Genomic DNA, 19623 nt, shown 5'->3' on the forward strand with positions numbered 1-19623 from the left:
TTTTATCTAGGTCTTGCAGAAGAAGAACTACGAGACGAACTTGAAGAAGAGCTTGAGCTTCCTCTTGAGTAACTTCCAGTAGAAGGACTAGCACTTCTTGTAGACGTTGCAGGTCTAGAATAAGTAGAGTTAGTTCTTGTAGGCGTACTTCTAGAATATCCAGAGTTTCTAGATGTTCCAGTAGAACTTGAGCTAGGTGTGTAGCTTCTTGCTCTAGTGGCTGTTCTAGAATAAGTGTTAGCACTAGACCTAGGAGAAGCAGTAGTTCTGCTTAAACCTGAGTTAGAAGTATTTCTAGTAGAGCTTACACCTCTAGATGAGTTTCTTGTATAAGCATCGTAAGAAGCAGGTCTGCTACTTGCCGTAGTGTATGTTCTTGCGTTTGAAGCTGCTGCCGTTCTTGAGCTAGCCACGGTACCACGTCTTACACTTGAAGTTGACGTTACAGGCTTTCTAGTGTTAGTAAAGCCATCATTGTACATACTTGAAGCTCTTCCGCTACTTCTTGGTCCATAAGTTCTGTTTCCAGAAGCTCTAGAATCATTGGCAAGTACTGGCTGAACACCATAATAAGGACTTCCGAAACCTCCACCGTAAGCAGAGTATCTTCCATAAGAACTGTATCCCCAAGGGCTATAGCCAAAAGAGTTATATCCAAATGAACTATATCCAAACGAGTTCATACCGAATGGGCTATATCCAAAACTGTTGATTCCGTATAATCCACCATAAGCCATAGAACCCATTCCTAAATAAGAACCAAATCCTGAATTAAATGGAGAAAATCCGAATGGAGAGTATCCAAAAGAATTATAACCATAACCACCAAATGGGTTATTGAAAGAATTCCAGCTATTTAAGTTTCTAGAGCCACTCCAAGCATAGTCATTCCAACCTTCTGCGTATCCTTCAGCATAACCTGAAGTATAACCCGCATCTGGTGTATGTGCTCTTTTCAAAGCATTGGCAGAAACATAATTTTCATCAAAGTAAGTATCAGTACCTTCTACAGTTTCACCTTCCACACTAGTTTCTACTGGTACTCGGTCATAAGCATCGTTATAATCGGTAAGATACTCAGGAGAATAAGCATTATAGTTTGAAACAGAAGGAGCGTAAGCTACAGGAGCATCCGATGATGTGCCATACATGTCATCATACTCACCATTGCTAACCAAAGTCTTGCTGGTAGAGCAACTAGTGATAGCTGCACCCGCAAACAAAGACAAAGCGATATATTTTATATTTTTCATAAACGTATTATTTAAAAGGACTGAACCAATCTTATATCTAAGATGCATTAACTCGCCGAAAGGTTGCGTGAGTATGTAAAAATATTCAGCACAACAATAGAATAACGAACAAAACTTCTAGATTCATACAAAGCTACCCAAAAAACTTATCTTTGCAACCTCTTTAAATAGCCTTATAAAAATAGGCTGAAGAATCATTATAATTTAAATACGAGAGAAATGGCAAAAGGGCTTCCTTTAAGAAGTGAAAATTATTCAGAATGGTATAATGAACTAGTCAAAAACGCCGATTTAGCAGAAAATTCGGATGTTAGAGGCTGCATGATTATTAAACCCTATGGCTATGCAATTTGGGAGAAAATGCAACGTGCTTTAGACGACATGTTTAAGGAAACAGGGCATAGCAATGCATACTTCCCTCTTTTTATACCCAAGTCATACTTATCAAAAGAGGCTAGTCATGTAGACGGCTTTGCCAAAGAGTGTGCTGTCATTACACATTATAGGTTAAAAAATGATGAGAATGGCAATGGCGTAGTAGTAGATCCTGAAGCCAAATTAGAAGAAGAACTTATAGTAAGACCTACCTCTGAAACGGCTATCTGGAGCAGTTATAAAAAATGGATTCAATCTTATAGAGATTTACCTGTTTTACTAAACCAATGGGCTAACGTGGTAAGATGGGAAATGAGAACAAGGATATTCTTAAGAACTACAGAGTTTCTGTGGCAAGAAGGTCATACTGCTCATGCTACTAAAAAGGAAGCGGTAGAAGAAACTAGTATGATACTAGACATCTACGGCAAATTTGCGGAAGAGTGGATGGCAGTACCTGTAGTAAAAGGTAGAAAAACAGCCAATGAGCGTTTTGCGGGAGCTAAAGACACACTTTGTATTGAAGCTTTAATGCAAGACGGTAAAGCTTTGCAAGCAGGAACTTCTCACTTTTTGGGTCAAAACTTCGCCAAAGCCTTTGATGTTAAGTTTCAAACGAAAGAAGGGAAATTAGAATACGTTTGGGGAACATCATGGGGTGTAAGTACGCGTTTGATGGGTGCATTAATTATGGCTCACTCAGATGACCAAGGACTTGTTTTACCTCCAAAACTTGCCCCTATCCAAGTAGTTATAATTCCTATTTATAAAAACGATGAACAGTTAGACCAAATCACGGAGCTTATTCAGCCAATGATTAATGAGCTAAAAGCAAATGGTGTTTCTGTTAAGTTTGACATTTCAGACCAACGCCCAGGCTGGAAGTTTGCAGAATACGAACTGAAAGGTGTACCTGTAAGAGTAGCTGTGGGTATGAGAGACTTGGAAAAAGGCTTAATAGAAATAGCAAGAAGAGACGACCTTAGCAAAGAGCAAAAGCCTTTAGAAGGTGCTTCAGCATACATCACAGCACTTTTAGACGAAATTCAGGCAGCTATATATACTAAAGCTTTAAACTTCAGAACTGAAAATACACACGAGGTGAATTCATGGGAAGAGTTTAACGAGAAATTAGAACACGGTGGCTTTCTTTCTGCTCACTGGGATGGCAGCTCTGAAACGGAAGACAAGATAAAGGAACTTACTAAGGCTACCATCCGTTGCATACCTTTAGACGCTGAAAAAGAAGAAGGTAAATGCATTTTGACGGGTAATCCGTCTTCAAAAAGAGTACTTTTTGCGAAAGCATATTAAAAAAGCGTAACAAAGAGAATTTTTAATCAAATATATAGATAGATGGTAAAGGCAGGTGACACAATCAAAGTACATTACAAAGGAACCTTAAACGATGGCAGTCAATTTGACAGTTCTGAAGGGCGTGAGCCATTAGAATTCCAAGTTGGTGGTGGAATGGTTATCAAAGGTTTTGACGACGGCGTATTAGGAATGAGAGAAGGTGATAAAAAAACCGTTAACATTCCAGCTAAAGAAGCTTACGGCGAGCCAAATGCAGAAATGATTTTTGATTTTGAGAAAGCTCAAATTCCAAGTGAAATTCCTTTAGAAGTAGGTGGAACTTTGACTATGAACAATGGTCAGCAAAACGTTCCTGTAAAAATAGTAGCGGTAGAAGAGACTTCAATTAAGTTAGATGCAAATCACCCACTAGCGGGTCAAGATTTGAACTTTGATTTAGAATTAGTTTCTATTCAGCCAGGTGCTTAATCATAGCATTAGGTAGTAAAAGTTTAAGGCGTTGACAACTTCAGATTGTCAACGCCTTTCTTATTAAAAGACCTCTTTAGCTACTGCCAAAGTAGTATTTGACTTACTCATGGTATAAAAATGAAGAGCAGGCACACCGTATTCTTTAAGCTCTTTGCACTGCTGCACACACCACTCCACTCCTACCTCTCTTGCTCCTGCATTATCTTTTGCAGCAGCTACTCCTTTTCTTAAGTCTTCTGGCATATCACAGAAAAACAATTCTGGCAATATCTCTAATTGACGTTTGGTAGCCAAAACTTTAAGACCCGGAATTATAGGAATATTGATGCCATTTGCTCGGCATTTGTTCACAAAATCAAAGTACTTCTGATTATTAAAAAACATCTGCGTGACTATGTAGTCCATTCCCGCATCTACTTTCCTTTTCAGGTTTTCAAAATCTATGTCCATACTCTGAGCTTCATAATGCTTCTCAGGATATGCCGCACCACCTATACAAAAATCAGGGTGCGTTTCACTTTCTAGTTCTTCATACAGGTATTTCCCTGCATTGATATCTTTTATTTGACTAATTAATTGCGAAGCATATTGATGTCCACCCTTTTTAGGTTTGAACACATTAAAGGGTTTTGCAATATCTCCTCTAAGAGCCATCACATTATCAATACCCAAATAGCTTAAATCAAAAAGTAAATCTTCGGTGTCTTCTTTATTAAAACCTCCGCAAAGCACGTGAGGCACAGCATCTACATCAAATTTATGCATGATAGCAGAACAAATACCTACGGTACCTGGGCGTTTTCTTGTTCGCACCTCTTTCTGCCCTCCATCTGGCATTTCTTTTATTAAATACTCTTCCCTATGGTAAGTTACATCTATAAAAGGTGGATTTAACTCCATCATAGGTTCAATACCCGAAAGCAAGTCTCCGATACTATTACTCCCTTTTGAAGGTGGAATAATCTCGATTGAAAAAAGGGTTTTGCCTTTGGCATTATCAATATGTTCTGTGACTTTGGCCATTTCTGTTTTAAATGATTTGCACCGCAAAAATAGATAATCCACCTTTCTTACAAATTTGTAAGCGAGGTATTTAATAAACTTTGTAAATTTTGGAGAAATTATCTTTTAAACAACCTAATTATCGGAAACAACAGATGAAAAAACTATTGACTTTAGCTTTATTAACTTTGGGTATTTGTACCAGCTATGCTCAAGATGCCACAAAATTTGACAAGTACATTGGAGAATACAGTGTAAAAGACGCTCCTTTTTCTACCATTATTATCAGCATGAACGGAGGTTCTTTGTGGGGAGAAGCAGTAGGTGCCGGCGACTCCGAACTTTTAGCATCAGACCAAGAAAACGTTTTTGACCTAGCATCTGTGGACGGCACGGTAAGTTTTACTGCGGAGCAGGGCATTATCAAAAGCGTAGTATTAAGTATGAATGGAGAGCAAGTTACGGGAACGCGTCAGTTTGCTCCTTTGTCAGACTTTGCTGGTGTATATAATTTTGAAGCTGGCGGCCCCGTTTCTAAAGTAACTGTAGGCGAAGAAAATGGCTTACTAAGTATTGATGTACCAGAGTTTGGGCAATCGACTATTGAAAACACAAGTGTGAATGACAAATTCTTTGAGCCAAACTATCAGAGTGATTTCATTTTTGAAAGAAATGACAATGGCGACGTAGTTAGCCTAAAAATCAATGTGGAAAGTCAAGGAATGACTTTGGAAGGCGAAAAAGAAATGCCGGCTGAAGAAAGTAGTCTGGAGAAGTATGTTGGAAATTTCAATTTCATAGACATTGACATGACGCTTCAAACAGAAATTAAAGATGGCAAAATATATGGCGTAACAGAGCAAGGCGAAGCTTTCTTGACTGCTACAGACGAAGCTGATTTATTTGACATAGAAGGAGTACCTGGTACTGTAAAATTCAAATTAAATGCGGCAGGCTCAGTAAGTGAGGTTATCTTAACCTATGATGATCAGCCAATGACAGCTTACCCGTCTGCAGAGTAAGCTTGACTATAATTTCAAAAAAAACTTCGCCAAACGGCGGAGTTTTTCGGTTTACAAGCTTAAAAAATATCTTTAGTTCTTGTTCACTTTGCTGGCACCAGACAGTTCTTGGTCTATCCTTGGGAGTCCTTTATAATTTACCGTACTTGCTCCACTCGCATCTACTTTTAAGTACTCTGCCACAGAAACATTGGCTTTACTAGCTCCAGATAACTCTAAATAAACCTCCTCCGAATCGGCATCAAACGCATTTAATTTTGACGCTCCTGAAAGGTCAGCTTTAAGCATAGGAACATCACTTTTTAAAGTAACTGTAGAAGCTCCGCTAATATCAGCATCCAGATCTCCTACCTCTACATCCAAGGTCACTTTAGATGCCCCTTTCACATCTAATTCTAAAGTAGAGAAATACTCAAAATCTTCAATAAAAACTGTAGCAGCACCAGAAACATCAGCCTCTTTTAATTCTGGCATTTCTATTAGAAGCTCCATTTTGTTTCTATTAATCGGTCTGAAAATATTTCTATTGTAATAACTCACTTTCAAAGTATTATTCACCACTCTTACGTTCAAGTCATTTAAATTAGTGGAGCTACCGGTGGCAGTAACTTTGTACACTGAAGAAGGAATAATAACTACGTCAAAGGCTGAGCTCAAATCCACATCAGTAAATGTTCCCATCTCAAAAATCTCTGTTTCGTTATCTGGAGATACTCCGTCATTAAAATCGATACTTACACAGGCCTTAGAGAAAACCACCAAAGTGGTCAATACAGTTAATAGCTTAATTTTTTTCATGTTTGATTTTGTTCTTGATTACCTAATGGACAATCAAACCTTGCTTTCCCCCTATTCAAAATAAAAAAAACTTTCATAGGGGTATAAAGACCTTTAGGTGTCATATACTAAATGAACAATACCAAATATGTATGTTTGCACTGGCTAAACCGATAAAAGAAAACTTGCAGGAGACCGAGCAATCATATCTTCTAGAAATACGAAAGGGAAACAAATCTGCCTTCAAACTGGTGTTTGACACTTATTATGCAGACTTATCTCGCTATGCTTTTTCTATGCTTAAAAGGCAAGAAGAAGCAGAAGACCTAGTGCAGCAAGTATTTGTGAACTTTTGGGAGAAACGAGAGCAAACCATTATTTCGGGTTCGCTAAAATCATATCTATTTCGGTCTGTTCACAATCAAAGTCTCAACCTCATTAAGCATGAAAAGGTAAAAGCTAGTTATGTGCAGCATAGCCAGTTTTTTGACATCAAATATCAAAGTGATGTAGAAGAAACACTGGAAGGTAAAGAGTTAGAAACTCAAATAGCTGCGGCTATTCAAACATTACCAAAGCAATGCCAAAAAATCTTTGTGATGAACAGGATGGAGTCATTGAAATATAAAGAGATAGCAGAGCAACTGGACATTTCTATCAAAACCGTGGAAAATCAGATTGGCAAAGCATTGAAAATACTTAGAAGTTCGCTAGCCCCATATTTAGTGAGTCTTCTTTTAATTTGTTTAGGATTATGAAAAGGACAATAGACGATAACATATTGGCCAAGTATTTTGACCACACGGCTACAGCCGCACAGTTAGAAAAAATTAATAACTGGCTAGAAGAAGACCCTAAAAATGAAGTTTTGCTAAAGCAATACCATCAAATTTGGACTGCTTCAAACGCTGAAGTCAAAAACTTTGAGCCAAATGTGAAAGCAGCTTGGGAACAAATTGAGCCAAAACTTGAGGTTCATAAAAAACAGCCAAACTATTTGAGAATTGCTGCGGTAGCCGTGGGTGTTCTTCTTATTAGTACGTATTTGATTTTGACCAATAACAGGCCAACCGAATACTTATCTTTCAAATCAGAGGCAGACACCCAAACTAAAACACTGGCTGATGGAAGCACCATCACCTTAAACTCATTTTCTCTTCTAGAATATCCTGAGGAGTTTGAATCAGACGAAAGGCGTATAAAACTCATTGGCGAAGCGTTTTTTGACATCGCGAAAAACCCTGATAAACCTTTTATTATTGAAGCCAACGGCACCGAAATAAAAGTATTGGGAACCTCCTTTAACGTAACCGCCCGAGACGAAAACGTAAAAGTAAGTGTAAACTCAGGCCGTGTAGAATTCAAAAAAACAGAGAAGAAAAAAGTGATTTTAGAAAAAGGGGATGAGGCCATTTATGAAAGTAAAAAAGATACGATAACTGCTGCACCCATTTTCGACAGAAATGTTTTTGCTTACAAAACCAAAATATTTGAATTTAAGAATACCAAAATTGAGGAAGTGGTGAGCACCTTAAACAAGGGCTATAAATCGAACATTAAACTAGAAGGGAGTAACTGGGAAAACTACGCCCTCACCACCAAATTTGAAAACGAAAACCTATTTGAAGCACTTGGGATTATTGCCGAAACGCTAGACCTGAAAGTAGAAAACAAAGACAAGTCTTACATTTTGGTAAAAAATACGGTTTCGGAATAGGGGTTTCTACAGCTCGAGTTGTCTATTAATTAGACAACAAATTATGAAAACAAACTTCCGTAATATGTATCGGGAGCAACACAAATTAATGAAAAAGCTAATACTTATTTTTGCCGTTCTTTTTTGCCATACGGCCTTCGGCCAAAGCGATGTGCTATCAAAACGTATTTCTGTCAATTTTATAAACACTCCGCTAGATGAAGCTTTAAAAAACATAGAAATCAAAGCCGAATTACAATTCTCTTATAATGCTCATCATATTGCTAGCGGTCAAGCGGTAAACTATCAAGCTACCGCCAATAGTGTTCAGAATATACTAACAGACATTTTAGGACATGAGATAGAGATACGCACCAAGGGCAAATATGTCATTCTTCAGAAAGCTAAACCACAGGAAAAAAAAGACTTTTTCGTGATGGGCTACATTGAAGATGCCGAAACTGGTGAAAAGATAACAAACGCCAGTATTTATGAGCCACTTACACTAGCCTCTACCCTATCTAACCGTTACGGTTACTATAAAATAAAGCTTCCGAGAAACCAAAAAGACATAGACCTCCGCTTTTCAAAAGAAGCCTATAGCACTGCGTTGGTAAACGTTTTTGAAAGAACGGATATCAAAATGAATGTAGATTTAGACAAAGAACTTAGAGAGAAACAACTAACACTGGATGTCACTCCAATTGCTTCAGTTGGTATAAAAAAAGATACACTCCCAAATGTGCCTGTACCCGCACCGCAGCCCGTACCTGTCCCAGAAACTGAAGAGAAAAAGTTAGCTTCAAATATTGACATCAGCGACGAACTGGCTTTTGTAAACAAAACCTATAATAATGGGAAAGACCAGTTTGTAGATTGGTTTTTAAGTACCAAACAGGCTCTGCATAGAAATAACATTAACGACAGCCTTTACCGACCGTTTCAAGTGTCCTTCGTTCCTTTTATAGGCACCAACCAAAAACTAAGTCCTTTTGTGGCAAATGATTTCTCGTTTAATGTGATAGCGGGATATACAGGAAGCGTGAGCAAATTAGAAATAGGTTCGGTAGCAAACATCATCAGAAAAGACATGACTGGTGTTCAAATAGCAGGTGCTTTAAATGTGGTAGGTCATAGGACAGCGGGTGCACAAATAGCAGGTGCAGTAAACATAAACATAGGCAACGCAGACGGTTTTATTAGCAGTGGCTCTCTTAATCTTAACCTAAAAGACGCCAGCGGCGTTAACATTTCGGGTGGTGCTAATGTTACTTTAGGAACTTTTAAGGGTGTGCAAATTGCTCCATTTAACTATGCTACCAAGCTAGTTGGTTCGCAAATAGGTGTTTTCAACTTTTCTCATGAAGCTAAAGGAACGCCAATTGGCTTCTTCACCTATGTTCATAAAAATGGATACAGAAGAATAGAAATAGCATCTACCGAATTAAATCTTACCGAAATAAGCTTTAAAACAGGTACCAAAAACTTCTATAATATTTTTAGCTCAGCTTTTAATTATGGAAAAGAAAACAAACCAGTTTTTGGTTTAGGCTATGGCTTAGGAACCTCATGGAAATACGGAAAAAGGTTAGGCTCAAATTTAGATTTCACAGGAATGACCTACTTGCCAGAAGACTTTGACAGCGTAAATTACCCGACACAGCAGTTCAAAGTAAGCTTTGGTCTTGAAGCCAAAATCACAAAACACATTGCCTTGTTTGTGGCTCCTTCTGTAAATTTCTTAGCCACCAGCGGAGAAGACCTTACTTTCACAGAACCTAGACTACTTATCTCCCATGATATAGGCGATTTCTACGGCTACCGCTCTAACCTCTACACTTGGTTCGGGTATAAGTTTGGTTTGAGAATTTGTAATAAGGGAGTGTAGGTTATAACTCATATTTGTGAGTATTATGAGTTATAAATGGAGTGTTTATAACTCATAATATGAGCCTTTTTGATTAATAAATTACTGATTTATCTAATCATTGTGTCTCTTAAGCTTCCTCTCCACCCTTCGCTATCGCATTTATCATTCCCTTAAAAACGATTCCGTGAAAGGGCAAAACGGAGTACCAATAAAGCCTGCCCAACAAGCCATGTGGCCTGAATGTAGCGGTTTGAATAACTTTGTTATCCTTAATTTTAAATTCTAACCAAGCCTCTCCGGGAAGTTTCATTTCGGCGAATAATAGCAACCTTCCTTCTTCCTTGTTGGCATATAACACTCGCCAAAAGTCTAGGGCATCGCCAGACTCTAAAGAGTTTGGATTTGTTCGTCCTCTTCTCAGTCCTACCCCTCCGTAAAGTTTATCTACAAAACCCCTTATTTTCCAGAGAATGTCGGCATAGTACCAGCCATTCAATCCCCCAATACTCCATATTTTATTAATGGTAGCCGCTTTAGAAAGAATAACTCTTTCTCGTTTATCTTTGAAACAGCCAAAACTCGGCACATCTATAAAGTCTGAAATATTGAATTGCTTCACGCCACTCACCTGAGAATCTTTCCAGCTAGAAACTATTTGATTCCCTTCTATTTTAGTAAAAGCTCTTTCTAATGCCTCTAAGTAACCATCTGGTTTCACATCCAGTAGTTCGTTGATTCTGGAGTTTCTACAAACCACCTCTATTTTCATGCTATCTACTAAAGATGAGGCCAAATTATAAGACGTAGACGTCACAAAATAAAGCCAGTATGAAGACAGCCGAGGGGTCATTACAGGAACGGTATAAATGCTACGCTTCAATTTCCGAAACCTAGCAAACTCCATTAGCATCTCTTTATAAGTCAGGATGTTTGGGCCGCCAATGTCAAAATTTTGGTCAAAGACCTTTTCATTCATCAATGATTTCTCCAAAAATATTAACACATCTCTTATGCCTATCGGTTGGCATTTTGTACTCAGCCATTTGGGAGCTACCATCACAGGTAATTTCTCTACCAAATCCCGAATAATTTCAAAAGAAGCACTTCCTGAACCTATGATAATTCCCGCCCTCAGTGTTGTCAACTTAAACGTAGCATCGCCCAAAATATCTTCCACATTTTTACGCGACTTTAGATGTTTTGACAAGCTATCTTCATTAGCTATTCCGCTTAAATAAATAACATGTTTTACGGCTGAGCCACTTAACACATTCTTGAAATTGGTGGCCGATACTTCTTCTAATTCTTCATACTTATTAGACGTAGACATAGAATGAATAAGGTAATAAGCGGCATCTATATCCTTAGGAATATTGACTAACGTACTAGCATCCAAAAAATCTACTTGAACTACATCTATAAAAGACCGAATGGAATCAGGAACACTAAAGCGATTAACATCTCTAACGCAGCAAATAACATGATGCCCGTTTTTAACCAAAACAGGCAATAGCCTTTTCCCAATGTACCCCGTAGCTCCTGTCAATAATATCCTCATCTGTTCATTGAATAGTTGGTTAAAAGACAACAGACAAGCTACGAAGCTTTTTGGCTTTCAGCTTATAAAGAGATTTAATAAGTATACTACGCTACCACACTCAAAATCCATTCAGAACTGGCAACAGTTCTTTTATACATTATGGGTTTACTGCTCAAAAACAACACTTCTTTGAGGGTTCTTCTTGTAGTTATCCTTAGGAGTAATCTTTATGTGCCCAGTAGAACGAAAATTCCTATTGTTTGGATTTAGCATATACTCCACTTGATACTCAATCATTTTTTCAAATGGAAGAAGAAAATCCTTGGTCTCGCAATTTTCCAAACCACCTTCCTTGAGTAAATTTAAGACTGTATAAACTGACTCAATAGTACTCAGACAGAGAGCGTCTGGCTGCTGCTTGATAATAAATTTTGATGTTATCTTATTGTCAAAACTCACCCTTTTTAGCTTTTGCAAGTTCTTGCTCAGTTTAAGCATTTTGCGAGCACAAGGCCATGTACCATCCAGAAGAAAGATGCATGGTTTATCACCCATAAATGAAGTCATTTCAGAGCTTTTCCTTACCGACAAATTGAAACTATCTTTCCCCGGATAAAGTAAAAAAGAATCACTTTGCTGCTCATTCAGTATTTCATTTACACGTTTGTTATTGGTAAAATCAACACCAACTATAATTTCTGAATTCTCCAGTTGAAGCTTAGTCATATGCCCCGTTCCGCTTTTTTCTTTTTTGTACTCCTTAGGGTGCATAAGAATAACAAAACGAGTCTTTGTCTGGAAAGGCTTGAGGTGTTTACAAATACAGGAACTTGAAGTTCGCATGCATTGGTAACAATTGGTTCTTGTTTCTACTTGCAAATTGAGTTTCTTTTCTTTTATCTGATTCTGAAAATGTTTAGGATTTATTTACTTTAAGACCGCAGGCCAGACTCTACTAAGTGAAAAGCGAACCTATAACACCACAATTTTACAAAACCCTAACATACAAAAAGTAACCTCCACCAATAATAATGAGCGGTAGCGAAAAACATAAAAGCAGAATGACATAACGGTACAAACCCCAATAAGAAACCACTTTTCTAAAATCACTATCTGTCGAGTATATAATATTGACATAATCTCCTACCTCGTACGGTGCAGGCTTGGTAGCTACATCACTAATAAAAGAAGTTTCTTTTCCTAAGCGGTCGGTATATTGGTAAACTGGTTTATAGGTATAGCCCTTATCTCCTCTAATAGGAATTAAATCTACCACCTCCGCTTTAGTTTTAATACCCGTAGATATCAATTCCTGCGTTTTAGCTAACTGAACATAAGAGAAATAAAGCAAAACCACCCCAAGGGCTAATAAACCAGTATATATGTACGCTATCATCTTCATTTTTGTCTCTATAAAAACCGATATGTAATCCAACGTCTCGCTTCAGCCGGCATTCCTCATAGCAGAGTCTTCTCTTTCGCGGAGTCTCGCAAGAGCGGAATCGGCATTTACTTTTATGGCTTTATTCTCCCTCATTAACGCCGCAGAGTCCGCAAGCGAGACTCTGCTGAGGGATGTGCGGTTTACTTGAGCCTATTTATTAAACATTGAGCCTTTTATTCTATCCGCTTTTGACTGGTCCCTCTAAAGTTAATAATTTCAATTAAGTTTTTTTGAGGTCGAATTCTATAGATTATGTAGTTGTTTTTATCAACCAATCCTTTATGAACATTATTAAAATTCCCAGTTTCAGGACAAATTTCAGGATATTTACTTATACGCTTAAAAGGTCATTTATATTCCGTTCTAAATTCAGAATTTCCATTACTGTCCATTCTTTTTCTAAGTAATCTATGACCTTATTTAATCCACTTTCAGCTTGTGGTGTCCAAACAATCTTTAATGCCATTTATCAAAACGATTCATCACTGTTTCGTTAGCCTTATATTCTTCTTTATCGGCTTGAGCTAAGCCAGTTTTGATTTCTTCTTGTTCATTTTTTGACATTTCATTCCACCAGTCCACTTGCTCTTCCTCAAAAACAGATTTAACCTTCATTAGAATACTTTCTTTCTCTGTTTGAAGTAAAAGATGCATTAATTCTAATTTTGTGGCTTCTATATTCATAATCCTAAGTTTTATACTAACAAAGATAGTTTTTTATCAACAAACTTTAGTCCGAACTAATGTTCCCCTCTCGCAGTGTCTCGCCAGAGCGGACTCTGCATTTACAACATTCACTTTCTCTCAATAACGCCGCAGAGTCCGCGAGCGAGAGGCTGCTAGGGAAAATTAGATCTTCTTTATTCCAAGATTGAAATTATCTGATTCAATTACAATTTGGAAAAATCCGATATTCTGACCCGCTAATATCGCTTTTACTTTTTCTATGTTTTCAATGGTAGCTCGGCAACCAAAAATCACTTCGACCAAATTAGAACCATAAGGATGTAACTGATTTCCATCCTCATTTATTCGTCTCCATTCTTGCTCATTTTCCCAGTCTATACTTTTAGTTGTTAATATCTTCATTAAGCCCTCTGCATTCCAAATTGATGAAAGGTTTATCTCTGGGTACTCTTCAGCATATCTAACTTTTATGTAACCATGTTCCTTTGGATTAGCTCCCACGTCGAACCCTAGACAAATTCCAGTATGATTATTTGAGTAATGAGCCCACATTAACATGTTTCTATTATTCTCTGTAAAACAAGTCACACCGAAATTTTGGATTTGATTTTGATATTCTTTAAGCACCATTTTTTTTAAAAGCATTGGATCTGTAACATCAGGATTATTATCAATAAAGTCTTGATCTATTTCCATTTCATCCAATTCTTCATTACTTACTTTTTTAAACTGAAATTCATAAGGGTCATTAAAGTTTTCAGGTTTTGACATCCAATGGTTTTTCTCTTTTAAAGAGGTTAATAAGTTTTCATTAATCACCCCATGTTTGTACAATTTCATTGTGTTTTTTTTTAACAATTACCTCCGCAAAATACCCATTCCCACCCAATAAAAACACCTCCAAATCATAAATTGATTATTCGGTCATAGGGGTAAAAGTCGCTTCAATTGTCTTACTATAGAACGCAACATCAAGGCTGTCTTAAATGAATCTTTGGTGATTATGAAAAACTATTAAACATAAAAATCAAACCCAAAGAGACTCCCTCTCCAACTGGAGAGGGCTGGGGTGAGGTTGAAGACACAAAACATGAAAAAGCTACACTTATTACTCCTTTTGGCTGGCATAGCCTTGCAATCTCATGCCCAAAACCTAACACAAACCCTCCGCGGAAACGTTACCGATATTGACGGCAAATTTCCGCTCATTGGTGCTAATGTGGTTATTCTTGGCAGTACGCCTACACTCGGCACCACGGCAGATGTGGACGGTAACTTTCGTTTTGACCAAGTGCCGCTTGGTAGGGTAAATTTGAAATTGACCTATGTAGGTTATGAAGAAAAAATCATCCCTAACATTACCCTTACTTCTGGCAAAGAGGTGGTGCTAGAACTCGTTATGCAAGAGTCGCTCACTGAAATGCAAGCCGTGGTGGTAAAAGCCACCAAAAACAAAGGCGATTTGAATAACGACATGTCTTTAATAAGTGCTCGCTCCGTAACCGTAGACGAAACCCAACGCTACGCAGGCTCTTTTAACGACCCCGCCCGTATGGTGTCCTCTTTTGCGGGAGTCACCGCAAATCCCGAAGGAAATAACGACATAGTGGTGAGAGGAAACTCGCCAAAATATGTACAGTGGCGACTAGAAGGCGTAGAAATTCCCAACCCAAACCACTTTGGCGAATTAGGCGGCACAGGCGGCCCTATTAGTGCACTGAACAGTAATTTACTCGCCAACTCTGATTTTTACACAGGAGCTTTTTCGCCCGAATATGGCAATGTACTCTCTGGTGTTTTTGACGTAAAGTTTCGTTCAGGAAATAACGAAAAAAGAGAATACACCTTCGGCATAGGTGCTTTAGGCATAGACGCCACCCTAGAAGGACCTTTTAAGAAAGGCTACGCTGGCTCTTATTTGATAAACTACCGTTACTCTTCTTTGGCACTTTTAGATGGTGCCGGTTTGGTAGATTTTGGCGGTGTGCCCAAATACCAAGATGCGGCTTTCAAAATCAATTTGCCCACCAAAAAACTTGGAGCGTTTTCGCTTTTCGGTATGGGAGGTTTAAGCAGCATCACAGAAGATTACACCTATGAGTATGATGAATATTTCTCCGAAAGTTTGCTTTTTGATGGTACCGCCAATGGTACCTACGACAATAAAAATAATTTGTTTACCGCAGGTTTAAACCATGTATTGCCTTTTAATAATAACACCTTTTTAGAAACCACCATGGCTTATTCTGGAAGCGGTATTGAAGAAACCGACTATGAGTCTAGCACGGGGCAGCTGTTTGATTTAGACGGAAACTTTGTGAGAGATACCACCTCAAACCAATATACAGACTATAACAGCAAGCTAAACAACCATAGTGTGCGAATTGGCGTAAAAGTAAGCACCAAAATAAATGCGAAACACAAAATTGAGGCAGGTACCAAATACATTTACACCGCCAATAATTACCAAACTCAATACTCAAGAGACGAAACCAAAATCCTCTTTACCGCCATAGATTTTAATAAAGGCATTAGCACCTACAGAAGCTATGTGGCCTGGAAATACCGATTAAACAAAAACGTGACTTTTGTGTCTGGTATGCATAATTTTTATGTGCCGCTTACGGGCGAATCTTCTTTAGAACCACGCCTAAGCATGAGGTGGCAGTTGCCAAACGGTGCGGCCTTAAATGCTGGCTATGGCAAACACAGCACCATGGAGCATATTTCAAATTACTATGCCAAAGTGGAAGACCAAAACGGTCAAATTACAGAGCCAAACAAGAATTTGGAGCTGCTAAAGGCCAATCATTTTGTGCTGGGTTATGAGAAAAAGTTTACACAAAACCTGATGGGGAAACTGGAAGTGTATTACCAAGATTTGTATGACCTACCGGTAGAAAACGACAATACCAGCTATTACGCCACCATTAATGCCACCGATGGTTTTTCAAACAGGGCTTTGGTAAATGCAGGAACGGGCAAAAACTATGGCGTAGAGCTTACCATAGAGCGTTTCTTTGTTAATAATTTCTATTATATGTTTACCGCTTCTCTTTATAATTCGAAATATAAATCGCTGGAAAATATTGAGCGAAATACACGTTTTAATGGCAATTATGCCTTTAATGCTTTGATAGGAAAGGAGTTTGTACAGCTTGGCAAAAAGCATAACAAAACCCTGGCTCTAAATGCAAAATTCTTTTATGTGGGAGCTCGTAAAATAATACCGCTGCTGCGAGATGAGGCTGGCAACTTAAACGTAGACAGAATTAACGACGAATATTATGATTTCACTAAAGCCTATCAAAACGGACTGGACGATGTGTTCCAAATCAATGCGTCGGCAAGTTTAAAAATCAATAAGAAAAAATCTACCCATGAGTTTTCCATCGACGTGATAAACGCCAATAACACCAAAGCTAGACTCTATGAATATTTTGATAACGATGAACCTTCAAAAATAGGTTATGGAGAGCCATTGAGCTTGATACCAAATGTTATTTATAGGGTTTATTTTTAAGAAAACAGCATTTAAAAAAAGGTGGGATTCGGCTCACCTTTTTCCTGCTCCGTGAGGTCTTTCCCTCTTGAAGAGTCTCGCCCCAGCGGACTCTGCACTTTTTTACTATTTTCTATCCAACACCGCAGAGTCCGCAGGCGAGAGGCTGCTGAAGGAAAACTAAAGCTTACTTGGATGAATTAGATTCTAATTGTTGGGTATTATTTTCTATTCGTTTTAATATAATTCTCCAACCACCTCATCCTGACTCCTATTTCTTTTATCGTAAAGCAAGGTCAATTTAGTCTCAAAAACTGGTGTAGCTATTTCAAACTCCCAATTCTCAGGAATTCCATTTAATTTTTCTTTTGATTGTTTTAAAAACTGATACCATCCTGAGGTGTCTTCAGTAATTGTAAATACTTTACAATCATTGGTAAAAATGTCCAAATAGATATTATCTATCGTGTATAGAGCTTTTTTGTATCCAAAAAGTGAAACCACATCAGTCCACTGATAATAAACATTTTGATTTCCTAAATTAGCTTCAAAACCATTTTGAGTGAATATAAATATTCCGTTATCATTGAATCTTCTTTCAAAATCAAGTCGCCCATACTCTTTGGCTATTTTACTTCCTAGTCTTAGAAACAGATTCTTTGGATTTAAAAGTGTGAATAGTCCATGAAAAAAAACAAAGCCAAAAAGAAAGAATATCGCCCAAAAAATAATAGGCTTATCGACTCTCAAATTTATCGTTAATGCCATCAATACAAATAGTCCTGAGATAATGGTTAAAGCTATTGTTTTCCAAATGCTTTCAAAAATCAGATTTCTATTTTCAAAGTCTTTCAATTCCATTTCTTGAATTTACTTCCATTGAATGATACAAAAGCAATTTAACAGTTTTAAACCAACAAAACCGACTCGAAAACAACAAATTGATTATTCGGTAACTCACAAAAAACACTTTCCCCTAAACCCCAGAAAGAAACCCAATCTTAGGTTTCAAGGCCTTAAACCAAGCCTGCGTTAGCAGCTCATGCCCGCTGTAGGTGGGGTGAATGCCGTCCCAAATCCAATAGTTATAATCGGGTTTGTTTCCCTGCTCCATAAATACCTTTTGAAGGTCAATAAAAGTAGCTCCAAACTCCGCTGCTAAAGCTTTTGATGCTGCATGATATTCTATAAAAAGTGGCAAATCTGTATGATAAGCCGCTCCCCAAGTATTGCCCACGGGCAGTAGAAAAGGCGACATAATTACAAGCATCAAATCTGGATATGCTTCTTTGCTTTTGCGAAGCAATGCTCTATAAACCTCCGCATAATTTTGTGGCGAATAGGCGGCCTCTTTGGTTTTTACATATTTATTAAAATCATTAATGCCTACCAAAATCGTCAAAACTTCAGGTTGCTGTGCTATCACATCCTCATCCCAGCGTTTTTCTAGGTCTATCACAGTATTCCCACTAATTCCTTTATTCACAAAAGAAAGCCCTTTCATAGGAAACTTAGCCCCCAAACGTGTGGCAATACTAAACACATAACCATGCCCCAAAATATGATTCGGGTCTTCGTTTCTGCCTCTGTTACCATCTGTGATACTATCGCCCATAAAAAGGAAACGCTTCGGGCTGCTTTTCTCTATTTTCGGTAAAACCAATAAGCCAGCATTAGCGGCCAAAAAAGTTCTTCTGTTCATATTGCTAAAATAAACAAATTCATTCCCTTACTCCATTTCAAATCAGCAGAAAATAAATCATTTATAATCAAGCTTTTTTGTATATTGAGAGACCAAAACCTTTTGAAATAATAAAATACGACTAAACATGAAAAACTTCCAAAATAGAGCACACGATGATGGCACAAATGACCAAACAGCAAAAATTCCGTCTGTAACAGAATACATGACACCTATCAGCAGGCTTATTACTATTAAGGAAGATACGCCAGTGCTGGAAGTACTTAAAACCCTGCTAGACAAACGTATTACGGGTGCACCTGTGGTAAATGAGAAAGGCGATGTGGTGGGTTTGATAGATGATAAAGATTGCTTAAGTATTTTACTTGGGAGTGCTTATTATAACCATCCCGTAGAAAAAGACACGGTTTCTGAATACATGTCAAACGTGATGAAAGACATCTCTATAGAAAACGACATCGTAGATGTGGCAAACACTTTTCTAACCACGCCATATAAAAGACTCTTGGTCATGGATAATCAAGGAAAACTTGCGGGTCAAATTAGCCGAAGAGATATTTTAATAGCCATCAGAGACATGAATCAAAAAAAGTGGTAATTACTGCATGCTAGATTTAAAATCAATCTCCTTATACCTCATGGCGGGTATCTATATTTTTGCGGGAATAAGCCATTTTAGGAGTCCCAAGTTTTTCTTAAAAATAACGCCCAAATGGGTACCTCAGCCTGAGAAGGTCAATCTTCTGGTAGGTTTTATTGAGATATTTCTTGGTTTAGCACTCCTTTTTCAGCCTGTGCGTTCTTATGCTGCTGTGGGCGTTATTGCTTTGCTTCTAGCCGTTTTCCCTGCCAATTTTTACCATTTCCAAAAAGCCAGAGCAAAAGGGAAACTAATTATTCCAACCTTAATAAGACTTCCTATCCAGTTTCTTTTGATTTACTGGGCATATAGTTTTATTTAGGCA

Annotated in this window: 20 protein-coding genes; 9 read left to right on the top strand and 11 right to left on the bottom strand. The window is 37.9% G+C overall.

Annotation, left to right across the window (positions count from 1 at the left end; genetic code table 11):
• Positions 1–2 precede the first annotated feature (2 nt).
• Entirely contained in the window at positions 3–1253 is a 1251-nt protein-coding gene (locus AC0L6O_RS17855; protein WP_473304271.1) for a hypothetical protein, read from the bottom strand.
• Between the two features lie 219 nt (positions 1254–1472).
• Here AC0L6O_RS17855 and proS point away from each other — a divergent pair, with 219 nt between their 5' ends.
• A complete protein-coding gene (gene proS / locus AC0L6O_RS17860) occupies positions 1473–2942 on the top strand; it encodes a proline--tRNA ligase (RefSeq protein ID WP_473304272.1) in 1470 nt (489 codons plus the stop codon).
• A 42-nt stretch (positions 2943–2984) separates the two neighbouring features.
• Positions 2985–3413, top strand: coding sequence for an FKBP-type peptidyl-prolyl cis-trans isomerase (locus AC0L6O_RS17865; protein ID WP_473304274.1), 429 nt, complete (start codon positions 2985–2987; stop codon positions 3411–3413).
• Positions 3414–3476: 63 nt separating this feature from the next.
• Here AC0L6O_RS17865 and AC0L6O_RS17870 read toward each other — a convergent pair whose 3' ends face one another.
• Positions 3477–4439, bottom strand: a complete 963-nt coding sequence (locus AC0L6O_RS17870; protein WP_473304275.1) for a methylenetetrahydrofolate reductase — start codon at positions 4437–4439, stop codon at positions 3477–3479.
• A gap of 134 nt (positions 4440–4573) precedes the next feature.
• Between AC0L6O_RS17870 and AC0L6O_RS17875 the strand changes: the two genes are divergently transcribed.
• The gene (locus AC0L6O_RS17875) at positions 4574–5440 is read left to right on the top strand and encodes a hypothetical protein (RefSeq protein ID WP_473304276.1); all 867 of its coding nucleotides are present in this window, start codon (positions 4574–4576) and stop codon (positions 5438–5440) included.
• Between the two features lie 72 nt (positions 5441–5512).
• On the opposite strand, the gene AC0L6O_RS17880 is transcribed toward AC0L6O_RS17875, so the two are convergent.
• Entirely contained in the window at positions 5513–6238 is a 726-nt protein-coding gene (locus tag AC0L6O_RS17880) for a head GIN domain-containing protein (protein WP_473304278.1), read from the bottom strand.
• A gap of 131 nt (positions 6239–6369) precedes the next feature.
• Here AC0L6O_RS17880 and AC0L6O_RS17885 point away from each other — a divergent pair, with 131 nt between their 5' ends.
• The 3 genes from AC0L6O_RS17885 to AC0L6O_RS17895 all read left to right on the top strand — a co-directional run bounded on the left by AC0L6O_RS17885 (position 6370) and on the right by AC0L6O_RS17895 (position 9801).
• Entirely contained in the window at positions 6370–6975 is a 606-nt protein-coding gene (locus tag AC0L6O_RS17885; RefSeq protein ID WP_473304279.1) for an RNA polymerase sigma-70 factor, read from the top strand.
• Entirely contained in the window at positions 6972–7934 is a 963-nt protein-coding gene (locus tag AC0L6O_RS17890; RefSeq protein ID WP_473304281.1) for a FecR family protein, read from the top strand. Before AC0L6O_RS17885 ends, AC0L6O_RS17890 begins: the two co-directional genes overlap by 4 nt.
• Before the next feature lie 88 nt (positions 7935–8022).
• Positions 8023–9801, top strand: a complete 1779-nt coding sequence (locus AC0L6O_RS17895) for an LA_2272 family surface repeat-containing protein (RefSeq protein WP_473304282.1) — start codon at positions 8023–8025, stop codon at positions 9799–9801.
• A 109-nt stretch (positions 9802–9910) separates the two neighbouring features.
• Here the strand turns inward: AC0L6O_RS17895 and AC0L6O_RS17900 are convergent, their stop codons facing one another.
• The 6 genes from AC0L6O_RS17900 to AC0L6O_RS17925 form a co-directional block, all read right to left on the bottom strand.
• A complete protein-coding gene (locus AC0L6O_RS17900) occupies positions 9911–11341 on the bottom strand; it encodes an SDR family oxidoreductase (protein ID WP_473304283.1) in 1431 nt (476 codons plus the stop codon).
• A gap of 147 nt (positions 11342–11488) precedes the next feature.
• Positions 11489–12202 (bottom strand): tRNA-uridine aminocarboxypropyltransferase, encoded by a 714-nt coding sequence (locus AC0L6O_RS17905; protein WP_473304285.1) that lies wholly within the window; start codon positions 12200–12202, stop codon positions 11489–11491.
• A 109-nt stretch (positions 12203–12311) separates the two neighbouring features.
• Positions 12312–12719, bottom strand: coding sequence for a DUF3592 domain-containing protein (locus AC0L6O_RS17910; RefSeq protein WP_473304286.1), 408 nt, complete (start codon positions 12717–12719; stop codon positions 12312–12314).
• 379 nt (positions 12720–13098) lie between these two features.
• Positions 13099–13233 carry a hypothetical protein gene (locus AC0L6O_RS17915; protein ID WP_473304288.1) on the bottom strand — a complete coding sequence of 45 codons (135 nt, stop codon included), beginning with the start codon at positions 13231–13233 and terminating at the stop codon, positions 13099–13101.
• Positions 13224–13451 carry a hypothetical protein gene (locus AC0L6O_RS17920; RefSeq protein WP_473304290.1) on the bottom strand — a complete coding sequence of 76 codons (228 nt, stop codon included), beginning with the start codon at positions 13449–13451 and terminating at the stop codon, positions 13224–13226. Before AC0L6O_RS17920 ends, AC0L6O_RS17915 begins: the two co-directional genes overlap by 10 nt.
• A gap of 165 nt (positions 13452–13616) precedes the next feature.
• Positions 13617–14294 (bottom strand): DUF2971 domain-containing protein, encoded by a 678-nt coding sequence (locus AC0L6O_RS17925; RefSeq protein ID WP_473304291.1) that lies wholly within the window; start codon positions 14292–14294, stop codon positions 13617–13619.
• A gap of 250 nt (positions 14295–14544) precedes the next feature.
• On the opposite strand from AC0L6O_RS17925, the gene AC0L6O_RS17930 reads away from it, so the two are divergent.
• Entirely contained in the window at positions 14545–16977 is a 2433-nt protein-coding gene (locus tag AC0L6O_RS17930) for a TonB-dependent receptor (RefSeq protein WP_473304293.1), read from the top strand.
• A 216-nt stretch (positions 16978–17193) separates the two neighbouring features.
• Here the strand turns inward: AC0L6O_RS17930 and AC0L6O_RS17935 are convergent, their stop codons facing one another.
• Both AC0L6O_RS17935 and AC0L6O_RS17940 read right to left on the bottom strand, forming a co-directional pair.
• Positions 17194–17817: a hypothetical protein gene (locus AC0L6O_RS17935; protein WP_473304294.1), complete on the bottom strand. Its 624-nt coding sequence runs from the start codon at positions 17815–17817 to the stop codon at positions 17194–17196.
• 115 nt (positions 17818–17932) lie between these two features.
• Positions 17933–18658: an SGNH/GDSL hydrolase family protein gene (locus AC0L6O_RS17940; RefSeq protein WP_473304296.1), complete on the bottom strand. Its 726-nt coding sequence runs from the start codon at positions 18656–18658 to the stop codon at positions 17933–17935.
• Between the two features lie 127 nt (positions 18659–18785).
• Here AC0L6O_RS17940 and AC0L6O_RS17945 point away from each other — a divergent pair, with 127 nt between their 5' ends.
• Both AC0L6O_RS17945 and AC0L6O_RS17950 read left to right on the top strand, forming a co-directional pair.
• Complete coding sequence (locus AC0L6O_RS17945) at positions 18786–19256, top strand: CBS domain-containing protein (protein WP_473304297.1); 471 nt, start codon at positions 18786–18788, stop codon at positions 19254–19256.
• Positions 19257–19263: 7 nt separating this feature from the next.
• Positions 19264–19620, top strand: a complete 357-nt coding sequence (locus tag AC0L6O_RS17950; RefSeq protein WP_473304298.1) for a DoxX family protein — start codon at positions 19264–19266, stop codon at positions 19618–19620.
• The last annotated feature ends 3 nt before the right edge of the window (positions 19621–19623 follow it).

The organism is Arcticibacterium sp. GJ41-1 (genome assembly GCF_055808875.1).

Coding starts and splice junctions, on each gene's coding strand:
- AC0L6O_RS17855 (WP_473304271.1), bottom strand. CDS start 1,253: ATGAAAAATATAAAATATATCGCTTTGTCTTTGTTTGCGGGTGCAGCT.
- proS (WP_473304272.1), top strand. CDS start 1,473: ATGGCAAAAGGGCTTCCTTTAAGAAGTGAAAATTATTCAGAATGGTAT.
- AC0L6O_RS17865 (WP_473304274.1), top strand. CDS start 2,985: ATGGTAAAGGCAGGTGACACAATCAAAGTACATTACAAAGGAACCTTA.
- AC0L6O_RS17870 (WP_473304275.1), bottom strand. CDS start 4,439: ATGGCCAAAGTCACAGAACATATTGATAATGCCAAAGGCAAAACCCTT.
- AC0L6O_RS17875 (WP_473304276.1), top strand. CDS start 4,574: ATGAAAAAACTATTGACTTTAGCTTTATTAACTTTGGGTATTTGTACC.
- AC0L6O_RS17880 (WP_473304278.1), bottom strand. CDS start 6,238: ATGAAAAAAATTAAGCTATTAACTGTATTGACCACTTTGGTGGTTTTC.
- AC0L6O_RS17885 (WP_473304279.1), top strand. CDS start 6,370: ATGTTTGCACTGGCTAAACCGATAAAAGAAAACTTGCAGGAGACCGAG.
- AC0L6O_RS17890 (WP_473304281.1), top strand. CDS start 6,972: ATGAAAAGGACAATAGACGATAACATATTGGCCAAGTATTTTGACCAC.
- AC0L6O_RS17895 (WP_473304282.1), top strand. CDS start 8,023: ATGAAAAAGCTAATACTTATTTTTGCCGTTCTTTTTTGCCATACGGCC.
- AC0L6O_RS17900 (WP_473304283.1), bottom strand. CDS start 11,341: ATGAGGATATTATTGACAGGAGCTACGGGGTACATTGGGAAAAGGCTA.
- AC0L6O_RS17910 (WP_473304286.1), bottom strand. CDS start 12,719: ATGATAGCGTACATATATACTGGTTTATTAGCCCTTGGGGTGGTTTTG.
- AC0L6O_RS17915 (WP_473304288.1), bottom strand. CDS start 13,233: ATGGCATTAAAGATTGTTTGGACACCACAAGCTGAAAGTGGATTAAAT.
- AC0L6O_RS17920 (WP_473304290.1), bottom strand. CDS start 13,451: ATGAATATAGAAGCCACAAAATTAGAATTAATGCATCTTTTACTTCAA.
- AC0L6O_RS17925 (WP_473304291.1), bottom strand. CDS start 14,294: ATGAAATTGTACAAACATGGGGTGATTAATGAAAACTTATTAACCTCT.
- AC0L6O_RS17930 (WP_473304293.1), top strand. CDS start 14,545: ATGAAAAAGCTACACTTATTACTCCTTTTGGCTGGCATAGCCTTGCAA.
- AC0L6O_RS17935 (WP_473304294.1), bottom strand. CDS start 17,817: ATGGAATTGAAAGACTTTGAAAATAGAAATCTGATTTTTGAAAGCATT.
- AC0L6O_RS17940 (WP_473304296.1), bottom strand. CDS start 18,658: ATGAACAGAAGAACTTTTTTGGCCGCTAATGCTGGCTTATTGGTTTTA.
- AC0L6O_RS17945 (WP_473304297.1), top strand. CDS start 18,786: ATGAAAAACTTCCAAAATAGAGCACACGATGATGGCACAAATGACCAA.
- AC0L6O_RS17950 (WP_473304298.1), top strand. CDS start 19,264: ATGCTAGATTTAAAATCAATCTCCTTATACCTCATGGCGGGTATCTAT.